The organism is Streptomyces sp. NPDC005483 (assembly GCF_040606035.1).
Taxonomy (GTDB): domain Bacteria; phylum Actinomycetota; class Actinomycetes; order Streptomycetales; family Streptomycetaceae; genus Streptomyces.
In genome coordinates, this window is sequence record NZ_JBEXEA010000031.1 from 49,530 (window position 1) to 72,728 (window position 23,199).

General features: G+C 71.3%; 23 protein-coding genes. 14 read left to right on the forward strand and 9 right to left on the reverse strand.

All coding sequences use genetic code 11. The annotated features are described in order from the left end of the window. Window positions 1-7: 7 nt before the first annotated feature. The 3 genes from ABZT06_RS39460 to ABZT06_RS39470 form a co-directional block, all read right to left on the reverse strand. The gene (locus ABZT06_RS39460; RefSeq protein WP_355752346.1) at window positions 8-844 is read right to left on the reverse strand and encodes a prephenate dehydratase; all 837 of its coding nucleotides are present in this window, start codon (window positions 842-844) and stop codon (window positions 8-10) included. A 61-nt stretch (window positions 845-905) separates the two neighbouring features. Continuing rightward, window positions 906-2,567, reverse strand: a complete 1,662-nt coding sequence (locus tag ABZT06_RS39465; RefSeq protein WP_355752347.1) for a phospholipid carrier-dependent glycosyltransferase — start codon at window positions 2,565-2,567, stop codon at window positions 906-908. Between the two features lie 92 nt (window positions 2,568-2,659). After that, window positions 2,660-3,232, reverse strand: coding sequence for an XRE family transcriptional regulator (locus ABZT06_RS39470; protein ID WP_355752349.1), 573 nt, complete (start codon window positions 3,230-3,232; stop codon window positions 2,660-2,662). A 64-nt stretch (window positions 3,233-3,296) separates the two neighbouring features. On the opposite strand from ABZT06_RS39470, the gene ABZT06_RS39475 reads away from it, so the two are divergent. The 5 genes from ABZT06_RS39475 to ABZT06_RS39495 all read left to right on the forward strand — a co-directional run bounded on the left by ABZT06_RS39475 (window position 3,297) and on the right by ABZT06_RS39495 (window position 7,974). Further along, window positions 3,297-4,232: an NAD(P)/FAD-dependent oxidoreductase gene (locus ABZT06_RS39475; protein WP_355752351.1), complete on the forward strand. Its 936-nt coding sequence runs from the start codon at window positions 3,297-3,299 to the stop codon at window positions 4,230-4,232. A gap of 29 nt (window positions 4,233-4,261) precedes the next feature. Beyond that, entirely contained in the window at window positions 4,262-5,800 is a 1,539-nt protein-coding gene (locus tag ABZT06_RS39480) for an ATP-dependent DNA ligase (RefSeq protein ID WP_355752353.1), read from the forward strand. After that, window positions 5,797-6,255 carry an NUDIX domain-containing protein gene (locus ABZT06_RS39485; RefSeq protein WP_355752355.1) on the forward strand — a complete coding sequence of 153 codons (459 nt, stop codon included), beginning with the start codon at window positions 5,797-5,799 and terminating at the stop codon, window positions 6,253-6,255. The genes ABZT06_RS39480 and ABZT06_RS39485 overlap by 4 nt, the downstream gene beginning before the upstream one ends. A gap of 71 nt (window positions 6,256-6,326) precedes the next feature. Continuing rightward, complete coding sequence (locus ABZT06_RS39490; protein ID WP_355752356.1) at window positions 6,327-7,712, forward strand: NADP-dependent succinic semialdehyde dehydrogenase; 1,386 nt, start codon at window positions 6,327-6,329, stop codon at window positions 7,710-7,712. A gap of 25 nt (window positions 7,713-7,737) precedes the next feature. Further along, window positions 7,738-7,974 carry a DUF6213 family protein gene (locus ABZT06_RS39495; protein ID WP_355752358.1) on the forward strand — a complete coding sequence of 79 codons (237 nt, stop codon included), beginning with the start codon at window positions 7,738-7,740 and terminating at the stop codon, window positions 7,972-7,974. 93 nt (window positions 7,975-8,067) lie between these two features. Here ABZT06_RS39495 and ABZT06_RS39500 read toward each other — a convergent pair whose 3' ends face one another. Then, a complete protein-coding gene (locus ABZT06_RS39500) occupies window positions 8,068-9,294 on the reverse strand; it encodes an acyl-CoA dehydrogenase family protein (RefSeq protein ID WP_355752359.1) in 1,227 nt (408 codons plus the stop codon). Between the two features lie 172 nt (window positions 9,295-9,466). Between ABZT06_RS39500 and ABZT06_RS39505 the strand changes: the two genes are divergently transcribed. Next, entirely contained in the window at window positions 9,467-10,111 is a 645-nt protein-coding gene (locus tag ABZT06_RS39505) for a TetR family transcriptional regulator (protein WP_355752361.1), read from the forward strand. A 64-nt stretch (window positions 10,112-10,175) separates the two neighbouring features. On the opposite strand, the gene def is transcribed toward ABZT06_RS39505, so the two are convergent. Further along, window positions 10,176-10,721 (reverse strand): peptide deformylase, encoded by a 546-nt coding sequence (gene def, locus ABZT06_RS39510; RefSeq protein WP_355752363.1) that lies wholly within the window; start codon window positions 10,719-10,721, stop codon window positions 10,176-10,178. Between the two features lie 112 nt (window positions 10,722-10,833). Between def and ABZT06_RS39515 the strand changes: the two genes are divergently transcribed. The 7 genes from ABZT06_RS39515 to ABZT06_RS39545 all read left to right on the forward strand — a co-directional run bounded on the left by ABZT06_RS39515 (window position 10,834) and on the right by ABZT06_RS39545 (window position 18,571). After that, entirely contained in the window at window positions 10,834-12,072 is a 1,239-nt protein-coding gene (locus tag ABZT06_RS39515) for a MurT ligase domain-containing protein (protein WP_355752365.1), read from the forward strand. Between the two features lie 16 nt (window positions 12,073-12,088). Further along, window positions 12,089-12,817 (forward strand): glutamine amidotransferase, encoded by a 729-nt coding sequence (locus ABZT06_RS39520; protein WP_355752367.1) that lies wholly within the window; start codon window positions 12,089-12,091, stop codon window positions 12,815-12,817. A 197-nt stretch (window positions 12,818-13,014) separates the two neighbouring features. Beyond that, on the forward strand, window positions 13,015-14,040 hold the full coding sequence (locus ABZT06_RS39525) for a 6-phosphofructokinase (protein WP_355752369.1): 1,026 nt from the start codon (window positions 13,015-13,017) through the stop codon (window positions 14,038-14,040). A 115-nt stretch (window positions 14,041-14,155) separates the two neighbouring features. Next, window positions 14,156-15,106, forward strand: coding sequence for a cytochrome c oxidase assembly protein (locus ABZT06_RS39530; RefSeq protein WP_355752371.1), 951 nt, complete (start codon window positions 14,156-14,158; stop codon window positions 15,104-15,106). Between the two features lie 68 nt (window positions 15,107-15,174). Continuing rightward, the gene (locus ABZT06_RS39535; protein ID WP_355752373.1) at window positions 15,175-16,548 is read left to right on the forward strand and encodes a PASTA domain-containing protein; all 1,374 of its coding nucleotides are present in this window, start codon (window positions 15,175-15,177) and stop codon (window positions 16,546-16,548) included. Between the two features lie 27 nt (window positions 16,549-16,575). Beyond that, window positions 16,576-18,381 carry a protein kinase gene (locus tag ABZT06_RS39540; RefSeq protein ID WP_355752375.1) on the forward strand — a complete coding sequence of 602 codons (1,806 nt, stop codon included), beginning with the start codon at window positions 16,576-16,578 and terminating at the stop codon, window positions 18,379-18,381. Window positions 18,382-18,394: 13 nt separating this feature from the next. Then, window positions 18,395-18,571 (forward strand): membrane protein, encoded by a 177-nt coding sequence (locus tag ABZT06_RS39545; protein ID WP_007380401.1) that lies wholly within the window; start codon window positions 18,395-18,397, stop codon window positions 18,569-18,571. A gap of 3 nt (window positions 18,572-18,574) precedes the next feature. On the opposite strand, the gene ABZT06_RS39550 is transcribed toward ABZT06_RS39545, so the two are convergent. From ABZT06_RS39550 to ABZT06_RS39565, 4 genes are read right to left on the reverse strand one after another with little or no spacing between them, the layout of a single operon-like run. After that, window positions 18,575-19,780 (reverse strand): histidine kinase, encoded by a 1,206-nt coding sequence (locus tag ABZT06_RS39550; RefSeq protein ID WP_355752377.1) that lies wholly within the window; start codon window positions 19,778-19,780, stop codon window positions 18,575-18,577. Beyond that, window positions 19,777-21,489, reverse strand: coding sequence for a cation acetate symporter (locus ABZT06_RS39555; RefSeq protein ID WP_355752379.1), 1,713 nt, complete (start codon window positions 21,487-21,489; stop codon window positions 19,777-19,779). Before ABZT06_RS39555 ends, ABZT06_RS39550 begins: the two co-directional genes overlap by 4 nt. 13 nt (window positions 21,490-21,502) lie before the next feature. After that, entirely contained in the window at window positions 21,503-21,862 is a 360-nt protein-coding gene (locus tag ABZT06_RS39560; RefSeq protein WP_355752381.1) for a hypothetical protein, read from the reverse strand. A 2-nt stretch (window positions 21,863-21,864) separates the two neighbouring features. After that, a complete protein-coding gene (locus ABZT06_RS39565) occupies window positions 21,865-22,614 on the reverse strand; it encodes a LytTR family transcriptional regulator DNA-binding domain-containing protein (RefSeq protein ID WP_355752383.1) in 750 nt (249 codons plus the stop codon). Between the two features lie 78 nt (window positions 22,615-22,692). Between ABZT06_RS39565 and ABZT06_RS39570 the strand changes: the two genes are divergently transcribed. Continuing rightward, entirely contained in the window at window positions 22,693-23,178 is a 486-nt protein-coding gene (locus ABZT06_RS39570; RefSeq protein ID WP_355752385.1) for an Lrp/AsnC family transcriptional regulator, read from the forward strand. Window positions 23,179-23,199: the final 21 nt, after the last annotated feature.

Here is a 23,199-nt window from a genome sequence, read left to right on the forward strand (position 1 = left end):
GAGGGTGTCAGTGCTCCAGCCGGTGCGGGTGGGCCGGGTAGACACCGAGGATGCGTACCTCGGTGGAGAAGAACCGCAGTTCGTGCAGGGCGAGGGCGACGTGCCGCTCGTCGGGGTGGCCCTCGATCTCGACGTAGAAGCGGCTGGCGTTCAGCCCCGCGCCGATCTGGTAGCTCTCGATCTTCGTGAGGTTCACCCCGCTGGTGGCGAAGCCGCCGAGCGCCTTGAAGAGGGCGCTGGGGATGTTGCGCACGGAGAAGAACAGGCTCGTCATCGTCGGCTCCCCGGTGTCCGGGGCCACGACGGCCTCCCGGGACAGGACGACGAAACGGGTGGTGTTGTCGGGGTCGTCCTCGACCCCGGGGCGGAGCACGTCGAGGCCGTACAGCCCGGCCGCGGCGGGCGGGGCGAGCGCCGCGTGCCGCGGATCCCCCAGTTCGGCCACCTCGCGCGCCGCTCCGGCCGTGTCGTCGGTGACGAGGGTGCGCCAGCCGCCGTCCCGCAGGACCTTGCGGCACTGCCCGAGCGCGTGCACATGGCTGCGGACGCACTCCACCTGGTCCGCTGTCGCCCCGGGCACGCCCATCAGGTCGAAGCGGATGGCGAGGAAGTGCTCGGCGACGATGAAGAGCCCCGACTCGGGCAGCAGATGGTGTACGTCCGCCACCCGGCCCGCGGCGGAGTTGTCGACCGGGATCACCGCGACGTCGGCCGTGCCGAGCGTCACCGCGTCCAGCGCCTGCTCGAAACCCGTGCAGGGCTGCTCGGCGCACCCGGGGTACAGGGTGTGCGCGGCGGTCGCCGAGTTGGATCCGGGTTCACCTTGGTAAGCGACGGTCGTCACTGGGCTCGGTCTCTTGTCGTCGGGCGGCGGAAGCTCCGTAACGTATCAGGATCCGCCGCCCTCAGATCCAGGTGTCCAGCCACATCCTGGAGTGCCAGTCGGCGTACGGGATCGTCTCCCCGGTGTAGAGCGGGAAGAAGTAGACGAAGTTCCAGGCGATGAGCAGGACGAGGGTGCCCGCGGCCACCGCGCCCCGTGTCCGCCGCCGGCGATCTGCTCCCGGTGGGCCGAGTATCGCGCCCAGCATCATCGTCACGGCCAGGCACAGGTACGGCACGAAGACGACCGCGTAGAAGGAGAAGATCGTGCGGTCCTGGTACAGGAACCAGGGCAGGTAACCGGCGCCCACCGCGCACAGGACGGCGCCGGCCCGCCAGTCGCGGCGCAGCGCCCAGCGGAAGAGCAGGTAGAGCAGGGCGGCGCACGCCGACCACCACAGGAGCGGGGTGCCGAGGGCGAGGACCGTCCGGGAGCAGTCGACCGCCGTGTTGCAGCCGTCCCGGCCGGGTTCCGGCGACTGGTAGTCGAACAGCACGGGGCGGCCCTGCACCAGCCAACTCCAGGGGTTGGACTCGTACTTGTGCGGGATGTGCAGCCCCACGTTGAACTCGTACACCCCTTGCTCGTAGTGCCACAGGCTGCGCAGCGGGGCGGGGATCCATGACCAGGCGCCGCCGCGGCCGTCGGCCCAGTGGCGGTCGTAGCCGTCGTCGGACAGGAACCAGCCGGTCCAGGTCGCCAGATAGGTCAGCACGGCCACCGGCACCAGGGACAGGAGGGACCAGCCGAGATCCCTGTTCAGCACCGCCAGGTAGGGGCGGGGGGAACCGGCCACGCGGCGGGAGGCGACGTCCCACAGCACGGTCAGGACGACGAAGAAGACCAGGACGTACAGGCCGTTCCACTTGGTGGAGGCCGCCAGCCCCAGGAAGACGCCCGCCGCGAGCCGCCAGGGACGCGGCCCGGTTCCGGCGTGGTCGGCGGTGTGCCCGTCCGGGCGCGCGCGGCCGTCCTCGCCGACCGGCAGCGCGGCCGCGAGCCGGGCCCGGGCGTGGTCCCGGTCGGCCAGCAGGCAGCCGAACGCCGCCAGGACGAAGAACATGACCACGAGGTCCAGCAGGGCGGTGCGGCTCATCACCACGTGCAGACCGTCCACCGCGAGCAGCGCGCCGGCCAGGCAGCCCAGCAGGGTCGAACGGAACAGCCGGCGTCCGACGCGGCACAGCATGAGCACCGACAGGGTGCCCAGGGCCGCCGTCATGAAGCGCCAGCCGAACGGGGTGAGGCCGAACATCCACTCGCCGAGGGCGATCACCCACTTGCCCGTCGGCGGGTGGGCGACGAACGCCCCGGTGTCGGAGAGCGAGACGATCTGGGGGTGGGCGAGGATCTGCGGGTCGGCGATCTTGCGGTCGGGCCAGGTGCCCTCGTAGCCGAGCCGCAGCAAGGACCAGGCGTCCTTGGCGTAGTAGGTCTCGTCGAAGATCACGGCCCGCGGCCGGCCGAGGTGCCAGAAGCGGATCGCCCCGGCCAGGACGGCGATGAGAACCGGCCCCAGCCAGTCCCACACCGACCGCTTCGGAAACCGCGGGACGAGACGCTCGTGGAGGTCCGTCTCCGGGCGGGGCGTGTAGCCGAACCGGCGAAGTCGTTCCTGCCAGTCCCGGGGCGCCGCCGGACGGGTGTCGACGGCGGGGGAACTGGTCACGTCACTGCTCGTCACCGGGCGGCCTGCCGTGCCGCGAAGTGCGCCCGGGGCGATATCTCGTCCATCCGGTGAACTTACCTGGCCCGTCGGCCGGTTGTCTCAGCTCCTCACGCCTTCCGAGGACGGGCCCGGACGTGCATGCGCTCCCCCTGCGGGCCGAAGAGACTGAGGAACTCCGCCGGCCCCTCCCCCGTCGACCCGAACCAGTGCGGCACCCGGGTGTCGAACTCCGCCGCCTCCCCCGCCGTCATCACCACGTCGTGGTCGCCCAGCACCACGCGCAGCCGGCCGGCCAGCACGTACAGCCACTCGTAGCCCTCGTGGGTGCGCAGCTCCGGCTCCTCCTCGCGCTGCGGCACCAGCACCTTGAAGGCCTGGAGGCCGCCGGGCTGCCGGGTGAGCGGCCAGAAGGTGCGCCCGTGCCGTTCGAGCGGCGCGGAGCGCACCCGGGGATCGCCGACCGGCGGGGCGCCGACGAGTTCGTCCAGCGGCACCTGGTGGGCCTGGGCGATCGGCAGCAGCAGCTCCAGGCTGGGCTTGCGCAGGCCGGACTCCAGACGGGAGAGCGTGCTCACGGAGATGCCGGTGGTCTCCGAGAGGGACGCAAGGGTCACCTCCCGGTCCTTGCGCAGCCGCCTGAGCCTTGGTCCCACTTCGGCGAGAACGTCGTCGGTACTCATCCCCGTATTGCAGAATCGGCAAAGTCGTTTGTCAATCCCGCGTCCGCGGAGCGACCGTGTCGGCATGACCCAGACCTACGACGAGACATACGAAGTGATCGTGATCGGTGGCGGCGCGGCGGGCCTGTCCGCCGCCCTGGTCCTCGGCCGGGCCCGGCGTCGCACCCTGGTCGTCGACGCGGGCGAGCCACGCAACGCGCCCGCCGCGCACATGCAGGGCTTCCTCACCCGGGACGGCATGCCGCCCGCCGAGTTCCTGGCGATCGGCCGCGAGGAGATCAAGGGCTACGGCGTCGAGCTGGTCCGGGACCGGGTGACCGAGGTCGCCCCGGGCTTCGCGGTGACCCTGGCGAGCGGACGCGTGGTCCGGGCCCGTCGCCTGGTCGTCGCGACCGGCCTCAAGGACGAGCTCCCCGACGTGCCCGGCGTCGCCGAGCGCTTCGGCAAGGACGTCCTGCACTGCCCCTACTGCCACGGCTGGGAGGTCCGCGACCAGGCCTTCGGCGTGCTCGCCACGACCCCGCTCAGCGTGCACCAGGCGCTGATGGTCTCCCAGTGGTCGAAGGACGTGACCTTGTTCCTGCACACGGTCGCCGAGTCCGCGCTCTCGGACGACGACCTGCGCAGGCTGGCCGCGGCCGGCGTCCGGGTGGTGCCGGGCGAGGTCGCCGGGCTGGTGGTGACCGACGACCGGCTCACCGCCGTACGCCTCGCCGACGGCACGACGCACGCGCGCGAGGTCGTCTTCACCGCGCCCAGGGCCGTTCCGCAGAGCGGTTTGCTGGAGCGGCTCGGGGCCGCGTTCCAGGAGACGCCCTTCGGCAGCTACCCCGTGGTCGACGGGACCTGGCAGACGACCGTGCCCGGCGTGTACGCCGTGGGCAACGCGGCCGGCTTCGGCGAGCAGGTGGTCAACGCGGCGAGTGCCGGGTACCGGGCGGCCGCCACGATCAACGGTGAGCTGCTGATGAGCGACCTCGACGCGGCGGCCGGGGTGTAGACCCGCCGCCTCCGGTACACCCTGGAAGCATGTTGCTTGCCCGGCTGGCACAGGTGTCCCAGGACGTCGCCGCGACCTCGGCGCGCTCGAAGAAGATCGCGCTCCTCGCCGAGCTGTTCCGCGACGCCGAGGCGGACGACGTCCCGATCGTCATCCCGTACCTGGCGGGACGGCTCCCGCAGGGCCGGCTCGGGGTCGGCTGGAAGGTGTTGAGCCGCCCGGTCGCCCCGGCCGCCGAGCCGACCCTGACCGTGCGCGCGGTGGACGCCCTGTTCAGTGAGCTCGGCAAGGTCGCGGGCGCGGGCTCGCAGGCCGAACGCTCCCGGCTGGTCGGTGAGTTGATGGGCGCGGCCACCGAGACAGAGCAGCGGTTCCTGTTCGGGCTGATCAGCGGCGAGGTACGGCAGGGCGCGCTGGACGCGGTCGCCACCGAGGGGCTCGCCCAGGCGACGCAGGCACCTCCCGCCGACGTACGCCGTGCCGTGATGCTCGCGGGCTCGCTGCAGACGGTGGCCGAGGCCCTGCTCACCGACGGCCCGCCCGCTCTGGACCGCTTCCGCCTCACCGTCGGCCGCCCGGTCCTGCCGATGCTGGCGCACAGCGCCTCCTCGGTGGCCGAGGCGGTCGGGAAGCTCGGCACCTGCGCGGTCGAGGAGAAACTGGACGGCATCCGCGTGCAGATCCACCGGGACGGCGATGTCGTACGGCTGTACACCCGCACCCTCGACGACATCACCGACCGGCTGCCGGAACTGACGGCTGCCGCACTGGAGTTGCGGGGGGAGCGGTTCATCCTGGACGGCGAGGTGATCGCCTTCGACGGCGACGGGCGTCCGCGTTCCTTCCAGGAGACCGCGGGCCGGGTCGGCTCCCGGGTGGACGTGACGACGGCGGCCGAGGCGGTCCCGGTCTCCCCCGTGTTCTTCGACGCCCTGTCCGTCGACGACCGCGACCTTCTCGACCTGCCCTTCGCCGAACGGCACGCGGAACTGGCCCGGTTGGTGCCCGAACCGATGCGGGTGCGGCGCACGCTGGTGTCGGGGACGGACGAGATCCCGGCGGCCGAGGACTTCCTCGCCGAGACGCTGAGGCGCGGTCACGAGGGCGTCGTCGTGAAGTCCCTCGACGCCCCCTACAGCGCGGGCCGGCGCGGCGCCTCCTGGCTGAAGGTCAAACCCGTGCACACCCTCGACCTGGTCGTACTGGCCGCCGAGTGGGGCCACGGGCGCCGCACCGGCAAGCTCTCCAACCTGCACCTCGGCGCCCGCACGGCGGACGGCGGCTTCGCCATGCTCGGCAAGACCTTCAAGGGCATGACCGACGCGATGCTCACCTGGCAGACCGAGCGACTCCAGGTGCTGGCGGTGGAGAGCAGCGGTTACGTGGTGACCGTACGGCCCGAACTCGTCGTCGAGATCGCCTACGACGGCCTCCAGCGGTCGACCCGCTACCCGGCCGGGGTCACCCTCCGCTTCGCCCGCGTGGTCCGCTACCGCGAGGACAAGCGGCCGGAGGAAGCCGACACGGTCGAGACGCTGCTGGCCGCGCATCCCGAGGTGAGGCCGTGAGGACGAGCGCGGGCCTGCTGTTGTTCCAGCACACCGGCGACGGCCTGGAGGTGTTGCTGGGCCATATGGGCGGTCCGTTCTTCGCGCGGCGGGACGCCGGAGCGTGGACCGTCCCGAAGGGCGAGTACGAACCCGAAGAGCCCGCCTGGGACGCGGCCCGCCGGGAGTTCCAGGAGGAGCTCGGGCTGCCGCCGCCCGACGGGGAGGCCGTGCCTCTGGGCGCGGTGCGGCAGACGAACGGCAAGGTCGTCACCGTGTGGGCGATCGAGGCGGACCTCGATCCGGCGACCGTGGTTCCGGGGGTCTTCACCATGGAGTGGCCGCCGAAGTCGGGGCGGACACAGGAATTCCCGGAGCTGGACCGCGTCGAGTGGTTCGGCCTGGACCGGGCCCGGGCCGTGATCGTCAAGGCGCAGGCCGCGTTTCTCGACCGGCTGGCTGAGCACCCGGCCTGACGTCCACGCGTTGCGGTCGCCCCCGCCGCGCGGGAAGGTCGAAGCACAGTCAGCTCTTCAGGAGGTCGGTCATGCCCATCGCGACGGTGAACCCGGCGAACGGCGAGACGCTCAAGACGTACCAGGCCATGGGCGAGGAGGAAATCGAGCGCAGGCTCCAGCTCGCCGAGGCGACGTTCCGCACCTGGCGGACGACGTCCTTCGCGGAGCGCGCCCGTCTGCTGAACCGGGCCGCGGATCTCCTCGACGAGGGACAGCAGGACATCGCCAGGGTCATGACCACCGAGATGGGCAAGCCGGTCAAGCAGGCCCGCGCGGAGGCCGCCAAGTGTGCCAAGGCGATGCGCTGGTACGCCGAGCGCGCCGAGTCGCTGCTGGCCGACGAGGAGCCCGCCGAGTACGACGTCAAGGACTCCGGCGGCTCTCGCGCCCTGGTCCGTTACCGGCCGCTCGGGCCCGTCCTCGCGGTGATGCCGTGGAACTTCCCGCTGTGGCAGGTGATCCGCTTCGCCGCGCCCGCGCTGATGGCGGGCAACGTGGGCCTGCTCAAGCACGCCTCGAACGTGCCGCAGACCGCCCTGTTCCTGGAGGACCTCTTCCACCAGGCGGGCTACACCGAGGGCTGTTTCCAGACCCTGCTCGTCGGGTCCGGCGCGATCGACGACATCCTGCGCGACGAACGCGTGAAGGCGGCCACGCTCACGGGGAGTGAGCCCGCGGGGCGGGCCGTGGCCTCCACCGCCGGGGACATGGTGAAGAAGACCGTGCTGGAGCTCGGCGGCAGCGACCCGTACATCGTCATGCCGTCCGCGGACGTCGACCGGGCCGCCGAGATCGCGGTGACCGCGCGCGTGCAGAACAACGGGCAGTCCTGTATCGCCGCCAAGCGGTTCATCGTGCACACGGACGTCTACGAACGTTTCGCCGAGCGGTTCGTGGCGGGCATGAAGGCCCTCAAGGTGGGCGACCCGCTGGAGGAGGACACCGAGGTCGGGCCGCTGTCGAGCGAGCAGGGGCAGGCCGACCTGGAGGAACTGGTGGACGACGCCAGGCGCAGCGGCGCGAGCGTGCTGTGCGGCGGGCAGCGGCCCGACGGGCCCGGCTGGTACTACCCGCCGACCGTCGTCGCCGACGTGACCCGTGAGATGCGCATCCACCGCGAGGAGACCTTCGGTCCGGTGGCCACGCTGTACCGGGCGGCCGACCTCGACGAGGCGGTGCTGATCGCCAACGACTCGGCGTTCGGGCTGAGTTCCAACGTCTGGACCCGGGACGAGGCCGAGATCGACCGGTTCGTACGGGATCTGGAGGCCGGCGGGGTGTTCGTGAACGGGATGACCGCCTCGCATCCGGCGTTCCCGTTCGGCGGGGTGAAGCGGTCCGGGTACGGGCGTGAGCTGTCCGGGCACGGAATCAGGGAGTTCTGCAACATCACGACGGTTTGGCACGGAGCGTGACAGTTGCGCGGCTAACATCCCGGGTGTGAACCGCGAAGTGACTCTGCCTCTGATCGTCGATGACCGCGGAACCCTGCAAGTCGCCGCCGCCGACGTGAGCAAGCTGCTCCGCAGTCTCGGCGGGCGGTGGCTGCACCTGGTCGAGGCCGGGACGGAGGGGCTGGACGAGGATACGGTCGCCGCGCTGACGATCGAGCTGGCGAAGCTTGCCGACCGGATCGATGTGGCATGCATTGCGCACAGTAGCGGTGGGGCGCCCTAGGGGTTGCCCGTTCGGTGCCGCCCGCGACGGGCGACCAGGTGGTACGGGCATCACCGGAAACGGTGACCGTCGTACTCCCGGCCGCCCGGATCGTCAGCGGATGGACATGCCGGACAGGGTCCGGGCGATGACCAGTCGCTGGATCTCGCTGGTGCCTTCGAAGATCGTGTAGATCGCCGCGTCCCGGTGCATGCGCTCCACCGGGTACTCCCGGGTGTAGCCGTTGCCGCCCAGGATCTGGACCGCCTGCGCCGTGACCTTCTTCGCCGTCTCACTCGCGAACAGCTTCGACATCGAGCCCTCGGCGGCGGTGAACTGCTTCCCGTTGATCGCCATCCAGGAGGCACGCCAGACCAGGAGACGGGCCGCGTCGATGGAGGTCCGCATGTCCGCGAGCTGGAAGGCCACGCCCTGGTTGTCGATGATCGGCCGCCCGAACTGCTCGCGCGTCTTGGCGTAGTCGAGGGCGACCTCGTACGCGGCCCGCGCGGTGCCCACGGCCATGGCACCCACGGCGGGCCGCGAGGCCTCGAACGTGGCCATCGCCGCGTTCTTCACCCGCTCGCCGCCGGCCTTCGCCCGCTCCCGGGCCCGGGCGAGGCGCTGGTCGAGCTTCTCTTTGCCGCCGAGGAGGCAGGAGCCGGGCACCCGGACGTTCTCCAGCACGACCTCGGCCGTGTGCGAGGCGCGGATGCCGTGCTTCTTGAACTTCTGGCCCTGGGACAGCCCCGGCGTGTTCGGCGGCACGATGAAGGACGCGTGGCCCTTGGAGCCGAGTTCCGCGTCGACGACCGCGACGACCACGTGGACGTTGGCGATACCGCCGTTGGTCGCCCAGGTCTTCGTGCCGTTGAGCACCCACTCGTCCTTGGCCTCGTCGTACACGGCACGCGTGCGCATGGAGGCCACGTCGGAACCGGCGTCCGGCTCGGACGAGCAGAACGCGGCGACCTTGACATCGTTGGCGTCGCCGTACATCTGGGGGATCCAGGTGCCGATCTGTTCCTCGGTTCCGTTGGCGAGAACGCCCACGGCGGCGAGACCGGTGCCTACGATCGACAGGGCGATGCCCGCGTCGCCCCAGAACAGCTCCTCCATCGCCATCGGGATACCGAGCCCGGTGGGGTCGAAGTACTGCTGGGCGTAGAAGTCGAGGGAGTAGATGCCTACCTTCGCGGCCTCCTGGATGACCGGCCAGGGAGTCTCCTCACGCTCGTCCCATTCGGCGGCCGCGGGGCGGATGACGTCGGCCGCGAAGCCGTGCAGCCAGTCCCGGACCTCCTTCTGTTCGTCGTTGAGCTCCATGGTGAACTCGGCCATGTCCCCTCCAGCGGCGACGCACGTGCATGTTACTTGCGGTAACTCGAGTCTGTTACCCACGGGTAGGAAAAGTCAACTCCCGATGACCAGTCAGCAGCCTGTTCGATGTCAACCGCCTGCCGGGTGTTAGTTTGCGCAGGCGTTACCGATTCAGCACGGGTGGGGAGAGCTCATGGACACCACACAGCGGACCGATCAGCAGCGGTCCGCCGACCGCCGCCGACGCGAGCTGCTGGAGGCCGCGGACAGAGTGGTGCTGCGCGACGGCCCACATGCCTCGATGAACGCCATCGCCGCGGAAGCAGGCATCACCAAGCCGATTCTGTACCGGCACTTCGGTGACAAGGGAGGACTGTACGCCGCACTCGCCAAGCGGCACACCGACGCTCTGCTCGACTCGCTGCGGGCGGCGCTGGACGCTCCCGCGGACCGGCGTGAGCGGGTCGAGGCCACCCTGGACACGTACCTGGCCGCGATCGAGGCCCGGCCCCAGGTGTACCGGTTCCTGATGCACCCCGCCGAGGGGGGCCAGGTCGGGGACCAGGGGTTCGACGTCGGTCAGCACTCCGCGCCCTTGCTGCGCAGGATGGGCGAGGAGTTGGGGCAGGTCATCGAGGACCGGCTGGATCTCGGGCCCGGGAGTCAGTTGTTGGCTCGGGTGTGGGGGCATGGGATCGTCGGGATGATGTACGCGGCGGGTGACTGGTGGCTGGGCGAACGGCCTTGCCCGCGGGCGGAGTTGGTGCGGAGTCTGGCGGACCTGTTGTGGGGGCGGCTGGCTGCGGCGGGGGACAAGGTGGGAGGTCCCGGGTTCTGACGGTCGTCTTTCGGGTGCGGCGCGGTGGGGGCTGGTCGCGCAGTTCCCCGCGCCCCTGGGTGAGTCAGGTGCCCCTGTGCCAAGAAGATCTGGTCACTTGTCGCATCAGCTTTCGCTTGCGCCAGCCCATCAGGTGGTCCGCGTAGACCTTGCCCTCCAGGTGGTCGCACTCGTGCTGAAGGCAGCGGGCGAAAAACCCTGTCCCATGGACCGTGACCGGCTCACCCGTCATCGTGAAGCCCTCCACCACCGCGTGGTCGTAGCGTTCCGTTCCCGCTTCCAGGCCCGGCAAGGACAGGCAGCCCTCCGGGCCCCTGAGCACCACGCCGTCCGTCTCCACCAGGCGGGGGTTGACCACGTGGCCCAGGTGGCGGACTTCCTCATCGTCGGGGCAGTCGTAGACGAACACGCGCAGGGGGACGCCGACTTGGTTCGCCGCGAGGCCCACCCCCTCGTGCGCGTACATCGTCGCGAACAGGTCCTCCACGAGCGTCGCCAGTTCCGGGCCGAAGTCCGATACCTCCCCGCAGGGTTCGTGCAGGACGGGGCTGCCGAGCAGCGTGAGGGGCCGGACCCGGCCACGGGTGCCCGGAATGGAGCCGTTTCGCATGGCCGCAAGGGTACGGCGATTCGGGAGTGCCTAAGGATCTCGATAGGCTGAGGTCCACACCACGTGGCCGGAGGCTGAGGCGCGGCGCGTACGCAAGGAGGATCGAGATCTGATGACAGGCAACTCGGACCCGCTCTCGCCGCGGGCCAAGCTGGCCGTGACGGCGGGCAAGGCCGTCGCGGCGGCATCCCGGGCCGCGGGTCGCGGCAGCGGTTCGGTCATCGGCGGCAAGGTGGCCCTCAAACTCGACCCCGACCTCCTGGCCCGGCTCGCCCAGCACCTGGATGTCGTGCTCGTCTCGGCGACCAACGGGAAGACCACCACGACCCGGCTGATCGCGGAGGCGCTCGGTGCCGCCGGGCCCGTCGTCTCCAACGCCCTCGGCGCCAACATGCCGGCCGGCATCACCTCGGCGCTCGCCGGTGGTTCGGACGCCCGGTTCGGCGTCATCGAGGTCGACGAGAAGTACCTCGCTGGCGTGGCCCGGGACACCGACCCCAAGTGCATCGCCCTGCTGAACCTCTCCCGCGACCAGCTCGACCGTGCCGCCGAGACCCGCATGCTCGCCGAGAACTGGCGCGAGGGGCTCGCCGGTTCGAAGGCCGTGGTCGTCGCCAACGCCGACGACCCGCTCGTCGTGTGGGCCGCCTCCTCCTCGCCCAACGTCATCTGGGTCGCCGCCGGGCAGATGTGGAAGGACGACGCCTGGTCCTGCCCGTCCTGCGGTGGCGTGATGCAGCGGCCGGGCGAGGACTGGTTCTGCGGCGAGTGCGGGTTCCGCCGGCCCACGCCCAGCTGGGCGCTCTCCGGCGACCACGTGCTCGACCCGCACGGCTCCGCCTGGCCGATCCACCTCCAGCTGCCGGGCCGCGCCAACAAGGCCAACGCCGCCTCCTCCGCCGCCGTCGCCGCCGTCTTCGGCGTACCGCCGCAGGTCGCCCTGGAACGCATGTACCAGGTGCAGGCCGTGGCCGGCCGCTACGACGTCGTCCAGTTCCAGCAGCGCGACCTGCGCCTGCTGCTCGCGAAGAACCCGGCCGGCTGGCTCGAAACGTTCAGCCTGATCGACCCGCCGCCCACCCCGGTGATCCTCTCCGTCAACGCCCGCGGCGCCGACGGCACCGACACCTCCTGGCTGTGGGACGTCGACTACACCCGGCTGACCGGCCACCCGATCTGCGTGATCGGCGACCGCAAGCTCGACCTCGCGGTACGTCTGGAGGTCGCGAACCAGAACTTCCAGGTCTGCGACAACCTCGACCAGGCCGTGTCGATGAGCCCGCCCGGCCGCATCGAGGTCATCGCGAACTACACCGCCTTCCAGGACCTGCGCCGCCGCGTCGGCAACTGAGACACAGGGGACTTTTGTGAGCGACAACCAACTGCGGATCGTCTGGATCTACCCCGACCTGCTCAGCACCTACGGCGACCAGGGCAACGCCCTGGTCATCGAGCGCCGGGCCCGCCAGCGCGGCCTCGACGTGGCCCGCCTGGACGTGCGCAGCGACCAGCCGATCCCGACCTCCGGCGACATCTACCTGATCGGCGGCGGCGAGGACCGGCCCCAGCGGCTGGCGGCCGAGCGGCTGCGCCGGGACGGCGGTCTGCACCGGGCCGTCGGCAACGGCGCGATCGTCTTCTCGGTGTGCGCCGGCTACCAGATCCTCGGGCACGAGTTCATCAACGACCTTGGCCAGCGCGAGCCCGGCCTCGGCCTGCTCGACGTGGTCTCCGTGCGCGGTGAGGGCGCGCGCTGCGTCGGTGACGTGCTCGCCGACATCGACCCGCGCCTCGGCCTGCCCCCGCTGACCGGCTTCGAGAACCACCAGGGCGTCACCCATCTCGGCCCCACCGCCCGCCCGTTCGCCAACGTCAAGCTGGGCAACGGCAACGGCACCGGGGACGGTACGGAGGGGGCGTACAACGACACGGTCTTCGGTACGTACATGCACGGACCCGTGCTCGCGCGCAACCCGCTCATCGCGGACCTGCTGCTGAAGCTGGCCCTCGACGTGAACGCGCTGCCGCCGACCGATGACCGCTGGTACGAGGCGCTGCGCAATGAGCGCATCGCGGCCGCGCAGCAGCCCGCCTGACCAGGGAGTTCACCTCGGTTCCAGGCGGCTGTCACCAGCCCGTATGACGAGGTGTCCGCACAGGTGAGCGGACACGTCCAGTAGGCGGACGCGTTCTTCGGCCCCGCCCCCTCCTGCCGCTAGGGTGGCGGGGTTCGAACCGGACAGCGTGGTCCGGACCCGTGCCACGTTCACTCGCTGAGAAGGTTCCTGCGGCTATGCGCATTGGTGTCCTCACGTCCGGCGGCGACTGCCCCGGCCTGAACGCCGTCATCCGGTCCGTGGTGCACCGTGCCGTCGCCGACCACGGCGACGAGGTCATCGGATTCCGGGACGGCTGGAAGGGCCTCCTGGAGTGCGACTACCTCAAGCTCGACCTCGACGCGGTGAACGGCATCCTGGCCCGCGGCGGCACGATCCTCGGCTCCTCCCGGGTCCAGCCCTCGCATCTGCGGGACGGCGTGGAGCGGGCCAAGGGGCATGTCGAGGAGCTCGGGCTCGACGCGATCATTCCCATCGGCGGCGAGGGCACGCTCAAGGCGGCCCGGCTGATGTCGGACGCCGGGCTGCCGATCGTGGGCGTGCCGAAGACGATCGACAACGACATCGCGGTCACGGACGTCACCTTCGGGTTCGACACGGCCGTCGGTGTCGCGACCGAGGCGCTCGACCGGCTCAAGACCACCGCCGAGTCCCACCAGCGGGTGCTCGTCGTCGAGGTCATGGGACGGCATACCGGCTGGATAGCGCTGCACTCCGGGATGGCGGCCGGCGCGCACGCCATCGTCGTGCCGGAGCGGCCCTTCGACATCGAGGAGCTGGCCCGGCGGGTCGGGGAGCGGTTCGAGGCGGGCAAGCGGTTCGCGATCGTCGTGGCGGCGGAGGGGGCCAAGCCTGCGCCCGGCTCCATGGCCTTCGACGAGGGCGCCAAGGACATCTACGGGCACGAGCGCTTCGCCGGGATCGCCCGCCAGCTGTCGATCGAGCTGGAGGAGCGGCTGGGGAAGGAAGCCCGGCCGGTCATCCTCGGGCATGTGCAGCGCGGTGGTACGCCGACCGCGTACGACCGGGTGCTCGCCACCCGGTTCGGCTGGCACGCGGTGGAGGCCGTGCACCGGGGGGAGTTCGGGCACATGACGGCTCTGCGGGGGACGGACATCGTGATGGTGTCGCTGGCGGAGGCGGTGGAGACATTGAAGACGGTGCCTGAGGACCGGTACGCGGAAGCGGAGTGCGTGCTCTAGATCAGGTCGTACGGCAGTGAGGAGTCCGCCCCCCGGTCGCAGCCGCGGCCGGGGGCGGTTCTAGTCTGTGTGGCGGACAGACTTGTACAACCCCCACGAATCAGGAGCCGCCGCGATGGACCACAGCGGGCACGGCATGACACACGACCTGCCGCCGTTCACGCTGGGCCGAGGGCTGCAGTGGTCCGCCGATCCCTTCTTCCTCGTCGCCTGCCTCCTCGCGCTCGGCCTCTACGCCTGGGGAGTCGTGCGGCTGCGGCGCCGGGGGGACTCGTGGTCCGCGGGGCGCACCGTCTCCTACGTGGCCGGTGTGCTGACCATCGGCCTGATGATGTGCACGAAGCTGAACGACTACGGGATGGTCATGTTCAGCGCGCACATGGTGCAGCACATGGTGATCAGCATGCTGTCGCCGATCCTCATCCTGCTCGGCGCCCCGGTCACCCTGGCTCTCCGGGCGCTGCCAGTCGCGGGCAAGGGGCGCAAGGGGCCCCGTGAGCTGCTGCTCGCGCTGCTGCACAGCCGGTACATGCGGATCGTCACGCATCCGGCGTTCACCATTCCGCTGTTCATCGCGAGCCTGTACGGCCTCTACTTCACGCCGATCTTCGACTTCCTGATGGGGTCGAAGACCGGGCACATCGCGATGATGGTGCACTTCCTCGCCGTCGGCGTCGTCTTCTTCTGGCCGATCATCGGCGTGGACCCGGGGCCCCACCGGCCCGGGTACCTGATGCGGATGCTGGAGCTGTTCGCCGGGATGCCGTTCCACGCGTTCTTCGGCATCGCGCTGATGATGGCGTCGGAGCCCATGGTGGAGACGTTCAAGAACCCGCCCGCCTCGCTCGGCATCGACGCGCTCTCCGACCAGAACTACGCCGGCGGTATCGCCTGGGCGTTCAGTGAGATTCCCTCCGTACTGGTCCTGATCGCACTGCTGTTCCAATGGTACGGCTCCGAACAGCGACAGGCCAAGCGCACGGACCGGGCCGCCGACCGGGACGGCGACAAGGAACTCGAGGCGTACAACGCGTATTTGGCCTCATTGAGCACCCGCGAGCGTTGAAAGGCTTCGTCTTTCCGAAGCATTCAGTAGCATGAAGCGCGTTGGGGGAACCGCCAGGGGGAGCGGTCATGACACTTCGCGCATTTATGCACAGGATCGCCGTGCTGGCGATTTTCTCACTGCTGCTGAGCGGCTGTGAGAAGGGAAATCCACTGACGGCGGTCAAGGCGGTCGCCGTCGGTGTGCCCTCGCTCGCGCCGTTCTTCGAGGAGAACAGCGGACTGGGCGAGGACACCGCCACCGTCCGGTCGCAGCCCGTCCAGGGCGGTCTCCAGCAGGGGGACACGCCCGGCCTGTACGGCGGCAGCAAGCAGCCCACCATCTGTGACGTCGCCAGACTCGAACGATTCCTCACCGATCCCAGGAATCACAAAAAGGCACAGGCGTGGGCCGACGTGCTGCACATCGGCACGGCCCGGATACCGGAATATCTCGGTCGGCTCACACCGGTTCTGCTGCGTCACGACACTCTCGTCGAGAACCACGACTACAAAAAGGAAAAGGCCGTCCCGTACAACTCCTTGCTCCAGGCGGGAATCGCGATTCTCGTCGATGAACAAGGGCTTCCGGCTGTGAAGTGCTCGTGTGGAAATCCACTGCGGCCCTTCGAGGGTGACACCGGCCGGATTTCTGTCCGGTTCCAGGACGGCAACAAGAAGTGGGCGGGATACGAGCAGGAGTCGGTGGTGGCCGTGAAGCCCGCGCCGCGGAAACTGGAACGGGTCGCTCTCGTCGACGTCCGGGAACCCGCCCGCGGCATCAGCCGCCCGGTCGGCACCACCGGTGAGCAGGACGCCACCTTCGACGCGCAGCAGCGGCGCACGGTGCCGGACCTCGCCGGGACGACCTTCGCCCAGGCCGGTCGGGAGCTGATCGACGCCGGGCTGGCGGCCGGGTACGCCGGTCAGGGGGCGCCGGCCGACGGCGCGAAGGTCACGTCGAGCGATCCGCCCGCGGGGACGGAGCTGCCTTTCGGGGGGTACGTGACGCTGACCGTGGCCGGGGCCGGCACGAGTGCCTCCGGCGGGGGGAACGGGCCGACGACCACTCCCCCGCCGCCCTCCTCGGGGGCCAAGCCACCCCGGCCGGGGAGGTCCTCCTCGCCGTCTCCGTCGTCGTCGAGCGGCAAGCCGGGCAGTTCGTCGTCACCGCCGTCGTCGAGTACGGCTCCCGGCTCGCCGTCGCCCTCGCCGTCGGCGTCGACCCAGAAGTCGAGCGGCCGGCCGAGCCCACCGCCCTCGACCGGTCCGCCGCCGACCAGCGCCCCGGTCACCGGCGGCGCGGCCTCGCCGCCGGCGCCTCCACCACCGCCGCCGCCTCCGCCTCCCTCGACGACCGGCGCGCCCGCCACGAGCCGGCCGGCCACCGGCGAACCCGCGACGAGTGAACCCGCGACCAGCGAACCCGCCACCGGCGGGCCGAGCTCCGCCGTCGCCACGTAGCGTCCCGCAGAACCGGAGGGGCACCGGATGCCTTCAGGATCACCCACGTCCGGAGTGGGCCGGGTCATCGCCGGCCGGTACCTGCTGCTGCACCCGCTCGGCAGCGGCGGCATGGGCCATGTGTGGCTCGCCCACGACCAGAGACTCGCCTGCGAGGTCGCGCTCAAGGAGATCGTGTTCCGTGACCCGGCGGAGGCGGACCACGAGCGGGAGGCCCGGGTGGCGCGGGCCCGCGCGGAGGCCCGGCACGCGGCGGGGCTGCGCGGCCACCCGCACGTGGTGACCGTGCACGACGTGCTGGAGCACGAGGGGCTGCCGTGGATCGTCATGGAGTACGTCGCGGACGCGGTGGACCTGCGCGATCTGGTCGACTCCCGGGGGCCGCTCGCCCCGGCGGAGTGCGCCCGCGTCGGCCTCGCCGTGCTCGACGCGCTGACCGCCGGGCACCAGCGGGGCGTGATGCACCGGGACGTGAAGCCGGCGAACATCCTGCTGGCGCCGGACCGCGCGGGATCGCCGTACGGGCGCGTCCTGCTCGCCGACTACGGCATCTCCGTGCAGCCGGACGCCGGGGAGACCCGGTACACGCTGGCGTCGGTGCTGGTGGGCACGGCGGGCTATCTGGCGCCTGAGCGGGCCACGGGCGGGACGCCCACCCCGGCCGCCGACCTGTTCTCGCTGGGCTGCACGCTCTACCACGCGGTGGAGGGCGTGGGCCCCTTCGAGCGGGAGTCGCATCTCGCCGAGGTGACCGCGGTGGTCATGGAGGAGCCGCGGCCCGCCGTGCGCGCCGGTGCGCTGGGGCCCGTACTGCAGGCGCTGCTCGCGAAGGACCCCGGGCGGCGGCTGTCGGCGGCCGAGGCGGAGGCCGCGCTGTCGCGGATCGTGGCACCGCAGGCCGAGCCGTACGTCCGGACGCAGACCGACCTGGGTTCCCAGCCGCCCTGGGCGGCTGTGCAGGCGCCGCCGCCCGGGCCACCGCCCCAGAACGGGCACCGGCGGGAGCGCTCGCACGCCCTGCGGGCCGTCCTCGCCTGCGGCCTCGGGCTGCTGCTGGCCCTGGGCGGGGTGTGGTACGCCACCGCCGACCGGTCGTCGGGCGGCGGGGGCGCGTTCCAGGGCTCGCGGCAGCCGTACGGCGAGAAGGTCGGGCTCACGAAGCCGCTGCGGGACGGCGACTGCGTGATCGCCGACTGGCCGGGGTCGGAGCGGTTCCGCGGGACGCCCCGGCTGCGGCTGGACCCCACCTGCGGCACGGCCCCGGACGGCCAGGTCGTGGCGTTCGTCACGGCCGCCTCGGCGGACGGGGCGCGGCGGACGGGGGCGGCGAAGTGCGAGGAGCGGACGCGGGAGATCCGGGACCGGCTCGCGGACGTCCGCAGCCAGGCCGTCGTACCGACCGGGGGTGGGTTCGAGGCCGCGGGACGGCGGACCGCGTGTCTGGTGCTGGGCGGGAACGGGCCGGTGTACGGGCCGATCGGCACCCGTCGCAGGCTGGGCTCGGGGTTCGCGGACACGGCGACCATGCAGCGGCGGGACTGTCTGGACGTGCGCACCAACCGGGACGCCCGGCTGGTCTCCTGCGCGGGCTCGCACGACGAGCAGGTGCTCGGATTCACCCGTCTGGACCCCGACGTCACGCTGTCCGAGGCACGGACCGAGTCGGACACGGCATGTGCGCGTGACGTGCCGCCGGGCGACTACGGCTTCGATCCGTCCGTCTACACGGCGGGCTCCTGGACCAGCGAGGGTCCCTGGAAGAACGGCACACATTTCGTCGTGTGCACCGTCCGCAGGCAGAACGGGGGCACCATGGAGGGGGATGAATCCTGAGGAGGGTGTTGCGATGCCCGGTTCCGGTTCCACGGATGGCTCGACCAGAACGATGGGGGTGCTCACCGTCGGCGGTCTCGTCGCGGTGACGGCCTACACGGTGGCGCTCGGCAGCAACGGCTGGCTGTGGTTCGGCTGGGTCGTGCTGGGCCTGATCACCCTCGGGATGGTGGCCACCCGCAGTACCTGACCTTCAGCCGTCCGCGAGACGGCCCGCCGAGTGCACGCCCGGCTGGTACTTGGGCAGCCGGGCGGTGATCCTCATGCCCGCTCCGACGGCCGTCTCGATGACGAGGCCGTAGGAGTCGCCGTACACCTGGCGGAGCCGGTCGTCGACGTTGGACAGTCCGATGCCGCCCGAGGGGCTGACCTCGCCCGCGAGGATACGGCGGAGAAGGACCGGGTCCATGCCGGCGCCGTCGTCCTCGATGACGACCAGGGCCTCGGCGCCGGCGTCCTGGGCGGTGATCTGGAGCCGGCACTTCTCGGTCTTGCCCTCCAGGCCGTGCTTGATGGCGTTCTCGACCAGCGGTTGCAGGCACAGGAACGGCAGGGTGACCGGCAGCACCTCCGGGGCGATCTGGAGGGTGACGGAGAGGCGGTCGCCGAAGCGTGCCCTGACCAGCGCCAAGTAGTGGTCGATGGCGTGGAGTTCGTCGGCGAGGGTGGTGAAGTCGCCGTGCCTGCGGAACGAGTAGCGGGTGAAGTCGGCGAATTCGAGGAGCAGTTCGCGGGCGCGCTCGGGGTCGGTGCGGACGAACGAGGCGATCACCGCGAGCGAGTTGAAGATGAAGTGCGGGGAGATCTGGGCCCGGAGTGCCTTGATCTCGGCCTCGATCAGCCGGGTCCGGGACTGGTCCAGGTCCGCCAGCTCCAGCTGGACGCTGACCCAGCGGGCGACCTCCCCGGCCGCGCGGACCAGGACCGCGGACTCGCGGGGCGCGCAGGCGACCAGGGCGCCGTGGACACGGTCGTCGACGGTCAGCGGGGCGACCATCGCCCAGCGGACGGGGCAGTCGGGTGTGTCGCAGGTGAGCGGGAAGGCCTCGCCGCGTCCCGTCTCCAGCGGTCCCGCGAGGCGTTCCATGATCTCGGTGCGGTGGTGACCACCCACGCCGTCCCAGACCAGGACCTGCTTCTGGTCGGTGAGGCACAGCGCGTCCGTGCCGAGCAGCGAGCGCAGTCGGCGCGCCGACTTGCGGGCGGTCTCCTCCGTCAGCCCGGCCCGCAGCGGGGGCGCCGCCAGGGAGGCGGTGTGCAGGGTCTCGAAGGTGGCGTGTTCGACGGGGGTGCCGAGGCCGCCCAGGGTCTGCGGGCGGGCCGTGCGCCGGCCGAGCCAGAAGCCGGCGGCCAGCAGCGGGAGGATCGCCACGCACAGGCCGGCCAGGAATCCGCTCATGCTTTCACCTCGGCCCTGAGCTCCTCCGGCAGATGGAAGCGGGCCAGGATCGCCGCCGTGCCCGCCGGTACCCGGCCCGCGGTGGCCAGGGACACCAGCACCATGGTGAGGAAGCCGAGCGGCACCGACCAGAGCGCGGGCCAGGCGAGCAGGGAGTGCAGCGTTCCGGTCGCCGGGAAACCCGCCATGGTCGCGGCCACGGCGAGGAAGGCGGAGCCGCCGCCGACCAGCATGCCGGCGGCGGCGCCGGGCGGGGTGAGCCGCCGCCACCAGATGCCGAGCACGAGCAGCGGGCAGAACGAGGAGGCGGAGACGGCGAAGGCGAGCCCCACCGCGTCGGCGACGGGCAGTCCGCCGACCAGGACGCTCGCGGCGAGCGGGGCGCACATCGCGAGGACCGTGCCGAGCCGGAAGTGCCGTACGCCGCGCGAGGGCAGGACGTCCTGGGTGAGCACGCCCGCCACGGCCATGGTGAGTCCCGAGGCCGTGGACAGGAACGCGGCGAAGGCCCCGCCCGCGACCAGCGCGCCCAGCAGGTCGCCGCCGAGGCCGCCGATCATCCGCTCGGGGAGCAGCAGGACGGCGGCGTCGGCGTCGCCGCTGAGGGTGAGTTCGGGGGCGTACAGGCGGCCGAGGGCGCCGTAGACCGGGGGCAGGAGGTAGAAGCAGCCGATCAGGCCGAGGACGGCGACCGTGGTGCGGCGGGCGGCTACGCCGTGGGGGCTGGTGTAGAAGCGGACGACGACGTGCGGCAGGCCCATGGTGCCGAGGAAGGTGGCGAGGATCAGTCCGTACGTGGCGTACAGGGGCCGTTCCTCGCGGCCCGCGGCGAGGGAGGTCGACATGCCGTCGCTGGTGCCGCGGTCGGCGGCGGGGACGGTGGTGCCCTGGGCGAAGGTGAGACGGGTGCCCTGTTCGACGTGGTGCGTGCCGATGGGCAGTTCGAGCCGTTGGTCGTCGTGGCGGCGGCCGTCGACCGTGCCGCTGACCGTGACGGTCAGGGGGCTCGCCAGCCTGAGGTCGAGGGTGGAGTCGACGCGGACGACCCGCTGTTCGCGGAAGGTGGCCGGTTCGTCGAAGGCGTGGCTCGGGGCGCCGTCGCCCTGCCAGGCGAGGATGAGGAAGAGGGCGGGGACGAGCAGGGCGGTGAGCTTGAGCCAGTACTGGAAGGCCTGCACGAAGGTGATGCTGCGCATGCCGCCCGCGGCAACCGTGGCGACCACGACGGCGGCGACGATGACTCCGCCGAGCCACTGGGGCGCGCCGGTGAGCACGGTCAACGTCAGTCCGGCGCCCTGGAGTTGGGGCAGCAGGTAGAGCCACCCGACGCCGACGACGAAGGCGCCCGCGAGCCGTCTGACGGCCTGTGAGGCGAGCCGGGCCTCGGCGAAGTCGGGGAGCGTGTAGGCGCCGGAGCGGCGCAGGGGGGCGGCGACGAACAGCAGCAGGACGAGATAGCCGGCGGTGTAGCCGACCGGGTACCAGAGCATGTCGGGGCCCTGGACGAGGACCAGGCCCGCGATGCCCAGGAAGGAGGCGGCGGAGAGGTACTCGCCGCTGATGGCGGCCGCGTTGAGGCGGGGGCCGACGGTGCGGGAGGCGACGTAGAAGTCGGAGGTGGTGCGGGAGATGCGCAGACCGAAGGCGCCGACGAGGACGGTGGCGACCACGACCAGCGCGACGGCCGGTACCGAGTAGCTGGAGTTCATCGGACCTCGGCGTTCATCGGTCCTCGACCAGCCGCACGAAGTCCCGTTCGTTGCGCTCCGCGCGGCGCACGTACCAGCGGGCCAGCAGGACCATCGGGACGTAGAGGCCGAAGCCGAGGACGCCCCATTCGAGGCGGTGGGCGTCCGGCATGGCCGCGAAGAGCAGCGGGAGCGGGCCGATGAGCAGTCCGAGGAAGGCGAACACCGCGAGGGCGGCCCGCAGTTGGCTGCGCATCAAGGAGCGGACGTAGGTGTGGCCGAGGGTGGTCTGTTCGTCGATCTCGGTACGTGGCCGGTAGTAGCCGGAGGCGGGGCGGCCGCGGCGGGGCGGCCCGGTGACGACGACGCGCCGCTCGACGGGGTCCTGGGGCACGGCTACGGCCTCCTCATCAGCAGGTCCCGCAGCTCGCGCGTGTGGCGGCGGCTGACCTGGAGCTCCTCGCCGCCGACCAGGACGCTCACCGTGCCCGCGTCCAGGCGGAGTTCGCCGACGTGGCGCAGGGCGACGAGATGGCGGCGGTGGATGCGGACGAAGCCGCGGGAGCGCCAGCGGTCCTCCAGCGTGGACAGCGGGATCCGTACGAGGTGACTGCCCTTGTCGGTGTGCAGCCGGGCGTAGTCGCCCTGGGCCTCGACGTGGGTGATGTCGTCGACGGCGACGAAGCGGGTCACGCCGCCGAGTTCGACGGGTATGTGGTCGGGGTCCGGTTCGTGCACGGGTATGCGGGGTGCGCTGTCGAGGCGTTCGGCGGCGCGGCGGACGGCCTCCGCGAGGCGTTCCTTGCGGACCGGTTTGAGGACGTAGTCGACGGCCTTGAGGTCGAATGCCTGGACGGCGAAGTCCTCGTGGGCGGTGACGAAGACGACGAGCGGCGGTTTGGCGAAGCCGGTGAGCAGCCGGGCGAGGTCGAGGCCGTCGAGACCGGGCATGTTGATGTCGAGGAAGACGACGTCGATCGCCTCGGGCCCGTGCGGCCCGGACTCCAGCGCGCGGTTGATGCGGCGCAGCGCCTCGGTGGCGTCACCGGCGCCCTCCACACTGCCGATCCGGGGGTCGGCGTTCAGCAGATAGAGCAGTTCCTCCAGCGAGGGGCGTTCGTCGTCGACAGCCAGGGCGCGCAGCATGAACCCGGAGTGTAGGAGTAATTCGTACGACTGGACACGTGCGGAGGTGTGGACGCCCCCGCTGGATACAGTGCCGACATGAACAGCAGGACCGTCGCGTTCGACGAGCTGGACCGGAAGATCATCACCGCGTTGATGGCGAACGCGCGGACTTCCTTCGCGGAGATCGGTTCGGCGATCGGGCTGTCCTCCACGGCGGTGAAGCGGCGCGTGGACCGGCTGCGGGAGACCGGGGTGATCACCGGGTTCACGGCCACGGTGGAGCCGTCGGCGCTGGGCTGGCGCACGGAGGCGTACGTCGAGGTGTACTGCGAGGGCGCGGCCCCGCCGCGGCGGCTCGCGGAGGTGGTCCGCAACCATCCGGAGATCACCGCGGCGATGACGGTGACCGGTGGCGCGGACGCCCTACTGCATGTGCGGGCGCGGGACGTTGAGCACTTCGAGGAGGTGCTGGAGCGCATCCGTGTGGAGCCGTTCATCCGGAAGACGATCAGCGTGATGGTGCTGTCCCACCTCATCCCGGAAAGCCCCGAGGCGGGAGCGACCCAGCCCGCTCCCGAATAAACGTCCGAGGACGCAGCGGTA

Coding starts and splice junctions, on each gene's coding strand:
- ABZT06_RS39565 (WP_355752383.1), bottom strand. CDS start 22,614: ATGCTGCGCGCCCTGGCTGTCGACGACGAACGCCCCTCGCTGGAGGAA.
- ABZT06_RS39480 (WP_355752353.1), top strand. CDS start 4,262: ATGTTGCTTGCCCGGCTGGCACAGGTGTCCCAGGACGTCGCCGCGACC.
- ABZT06_RS39570 (WP_355752385.1), top strand. CDS start 22,693: ATGAACAGCAGGACCGTCGCGTTCGACGAGCTGGACCGGAAGATCATC.
- ABZT06_RS39540 (WP_355752375.1), top strand. CDS start 16,576: ATGCCTTCAGGATCACCCACGTCCGGAGTGGGCCGGGTCATCGCCGGC.
- ABZT06_RS39505 (WP_355752361.1), top strand. CDS start 9,467: ATGGACACCACACAGCGGACCGATCAGCAGCGGTCCGCCGACCGCCGC.
- ABZT06_RS39470 (WP_355752349.1), bottom strand. CDS start 3,232: ATGAGTACCGACGACGTTCTCGCCGAAGTGGGACCAAGGCTCAGGCGG.
- ABZT06_RS39500 (WP_355752359.1), bottom strand. CDS start 9,294: ATGGCCGAGTTCACCATGGAGCTCAACGACGAACAGAAGGAGGTCCGG.
- ABZT06_RS39490 (WP_355752356.1), top strand. CDS start 6,327: ATGCCCATCGCGACGGTGAACCCGGCGAACGGCGAGACGCTCAAGACG.
- ABZT06_RS39545 (WP_007380401.1), top strand. CDS start 18,395: ATGCCCGGTTCCGGTTCCACGGATGGCTCGACCAGAACGATGGGGGTG.
- def (WP_355752363.1), bottom strand. CDS start 10,721: ATGCGAAACGGCTCCATTCCGGGCACCCGTGGCCGGGTCCGGCCCCTC.
- ABZT06_RS39525 (WP_355752369.1), top strand. CDS start 13,015: ATGCGCATTGGTGTCCTCACGTCCGGCGGCGACTGCCCCGGCCTGAAC.
- ABZT06_RS39475 (WP_355752351.1), top strand. CDS start 3,297: ATGACCCAGACCTACGACGAGACATACGAAGTGATCGTGATCGGTGGC.
- ABZT06_RS39515 (WP_355752365.1), top strand. CDS start 10,834: ATGACAGGCAACTCGGACCCGCTCTCGCCGCGGGCCAAGCTGGCCGTG.
- ABZT06_RS39535 (WP_355752373.1), top strand. CDS start 15,175: ATGACACTTCGCGCATTTATGCACAGGATCGCCGTGCTGGCGATTTTC.
- ABZT06_RS39530 (WP_355752371.1), top strand. CDS start 14,156: ATGGACCACAGCGGGCACGGCATGACACACGACCTGCCGCCGTTCACG.
- ABZT06_RS39550 (WP_355752377.1), bottom strand. CDS start 19,780: ATGAGCGGATTCCTGGCCGGCCTGTGCGTGGCGATCCTCCCGCTGCTG.
- ABZT06_RS39555 (WP_355752379.1), bottom strand. CDS start 21,489: ATGAACTCCAGCTACTCGGTACCGGCCGTCGCGCTGGTCGTGGTCGCC.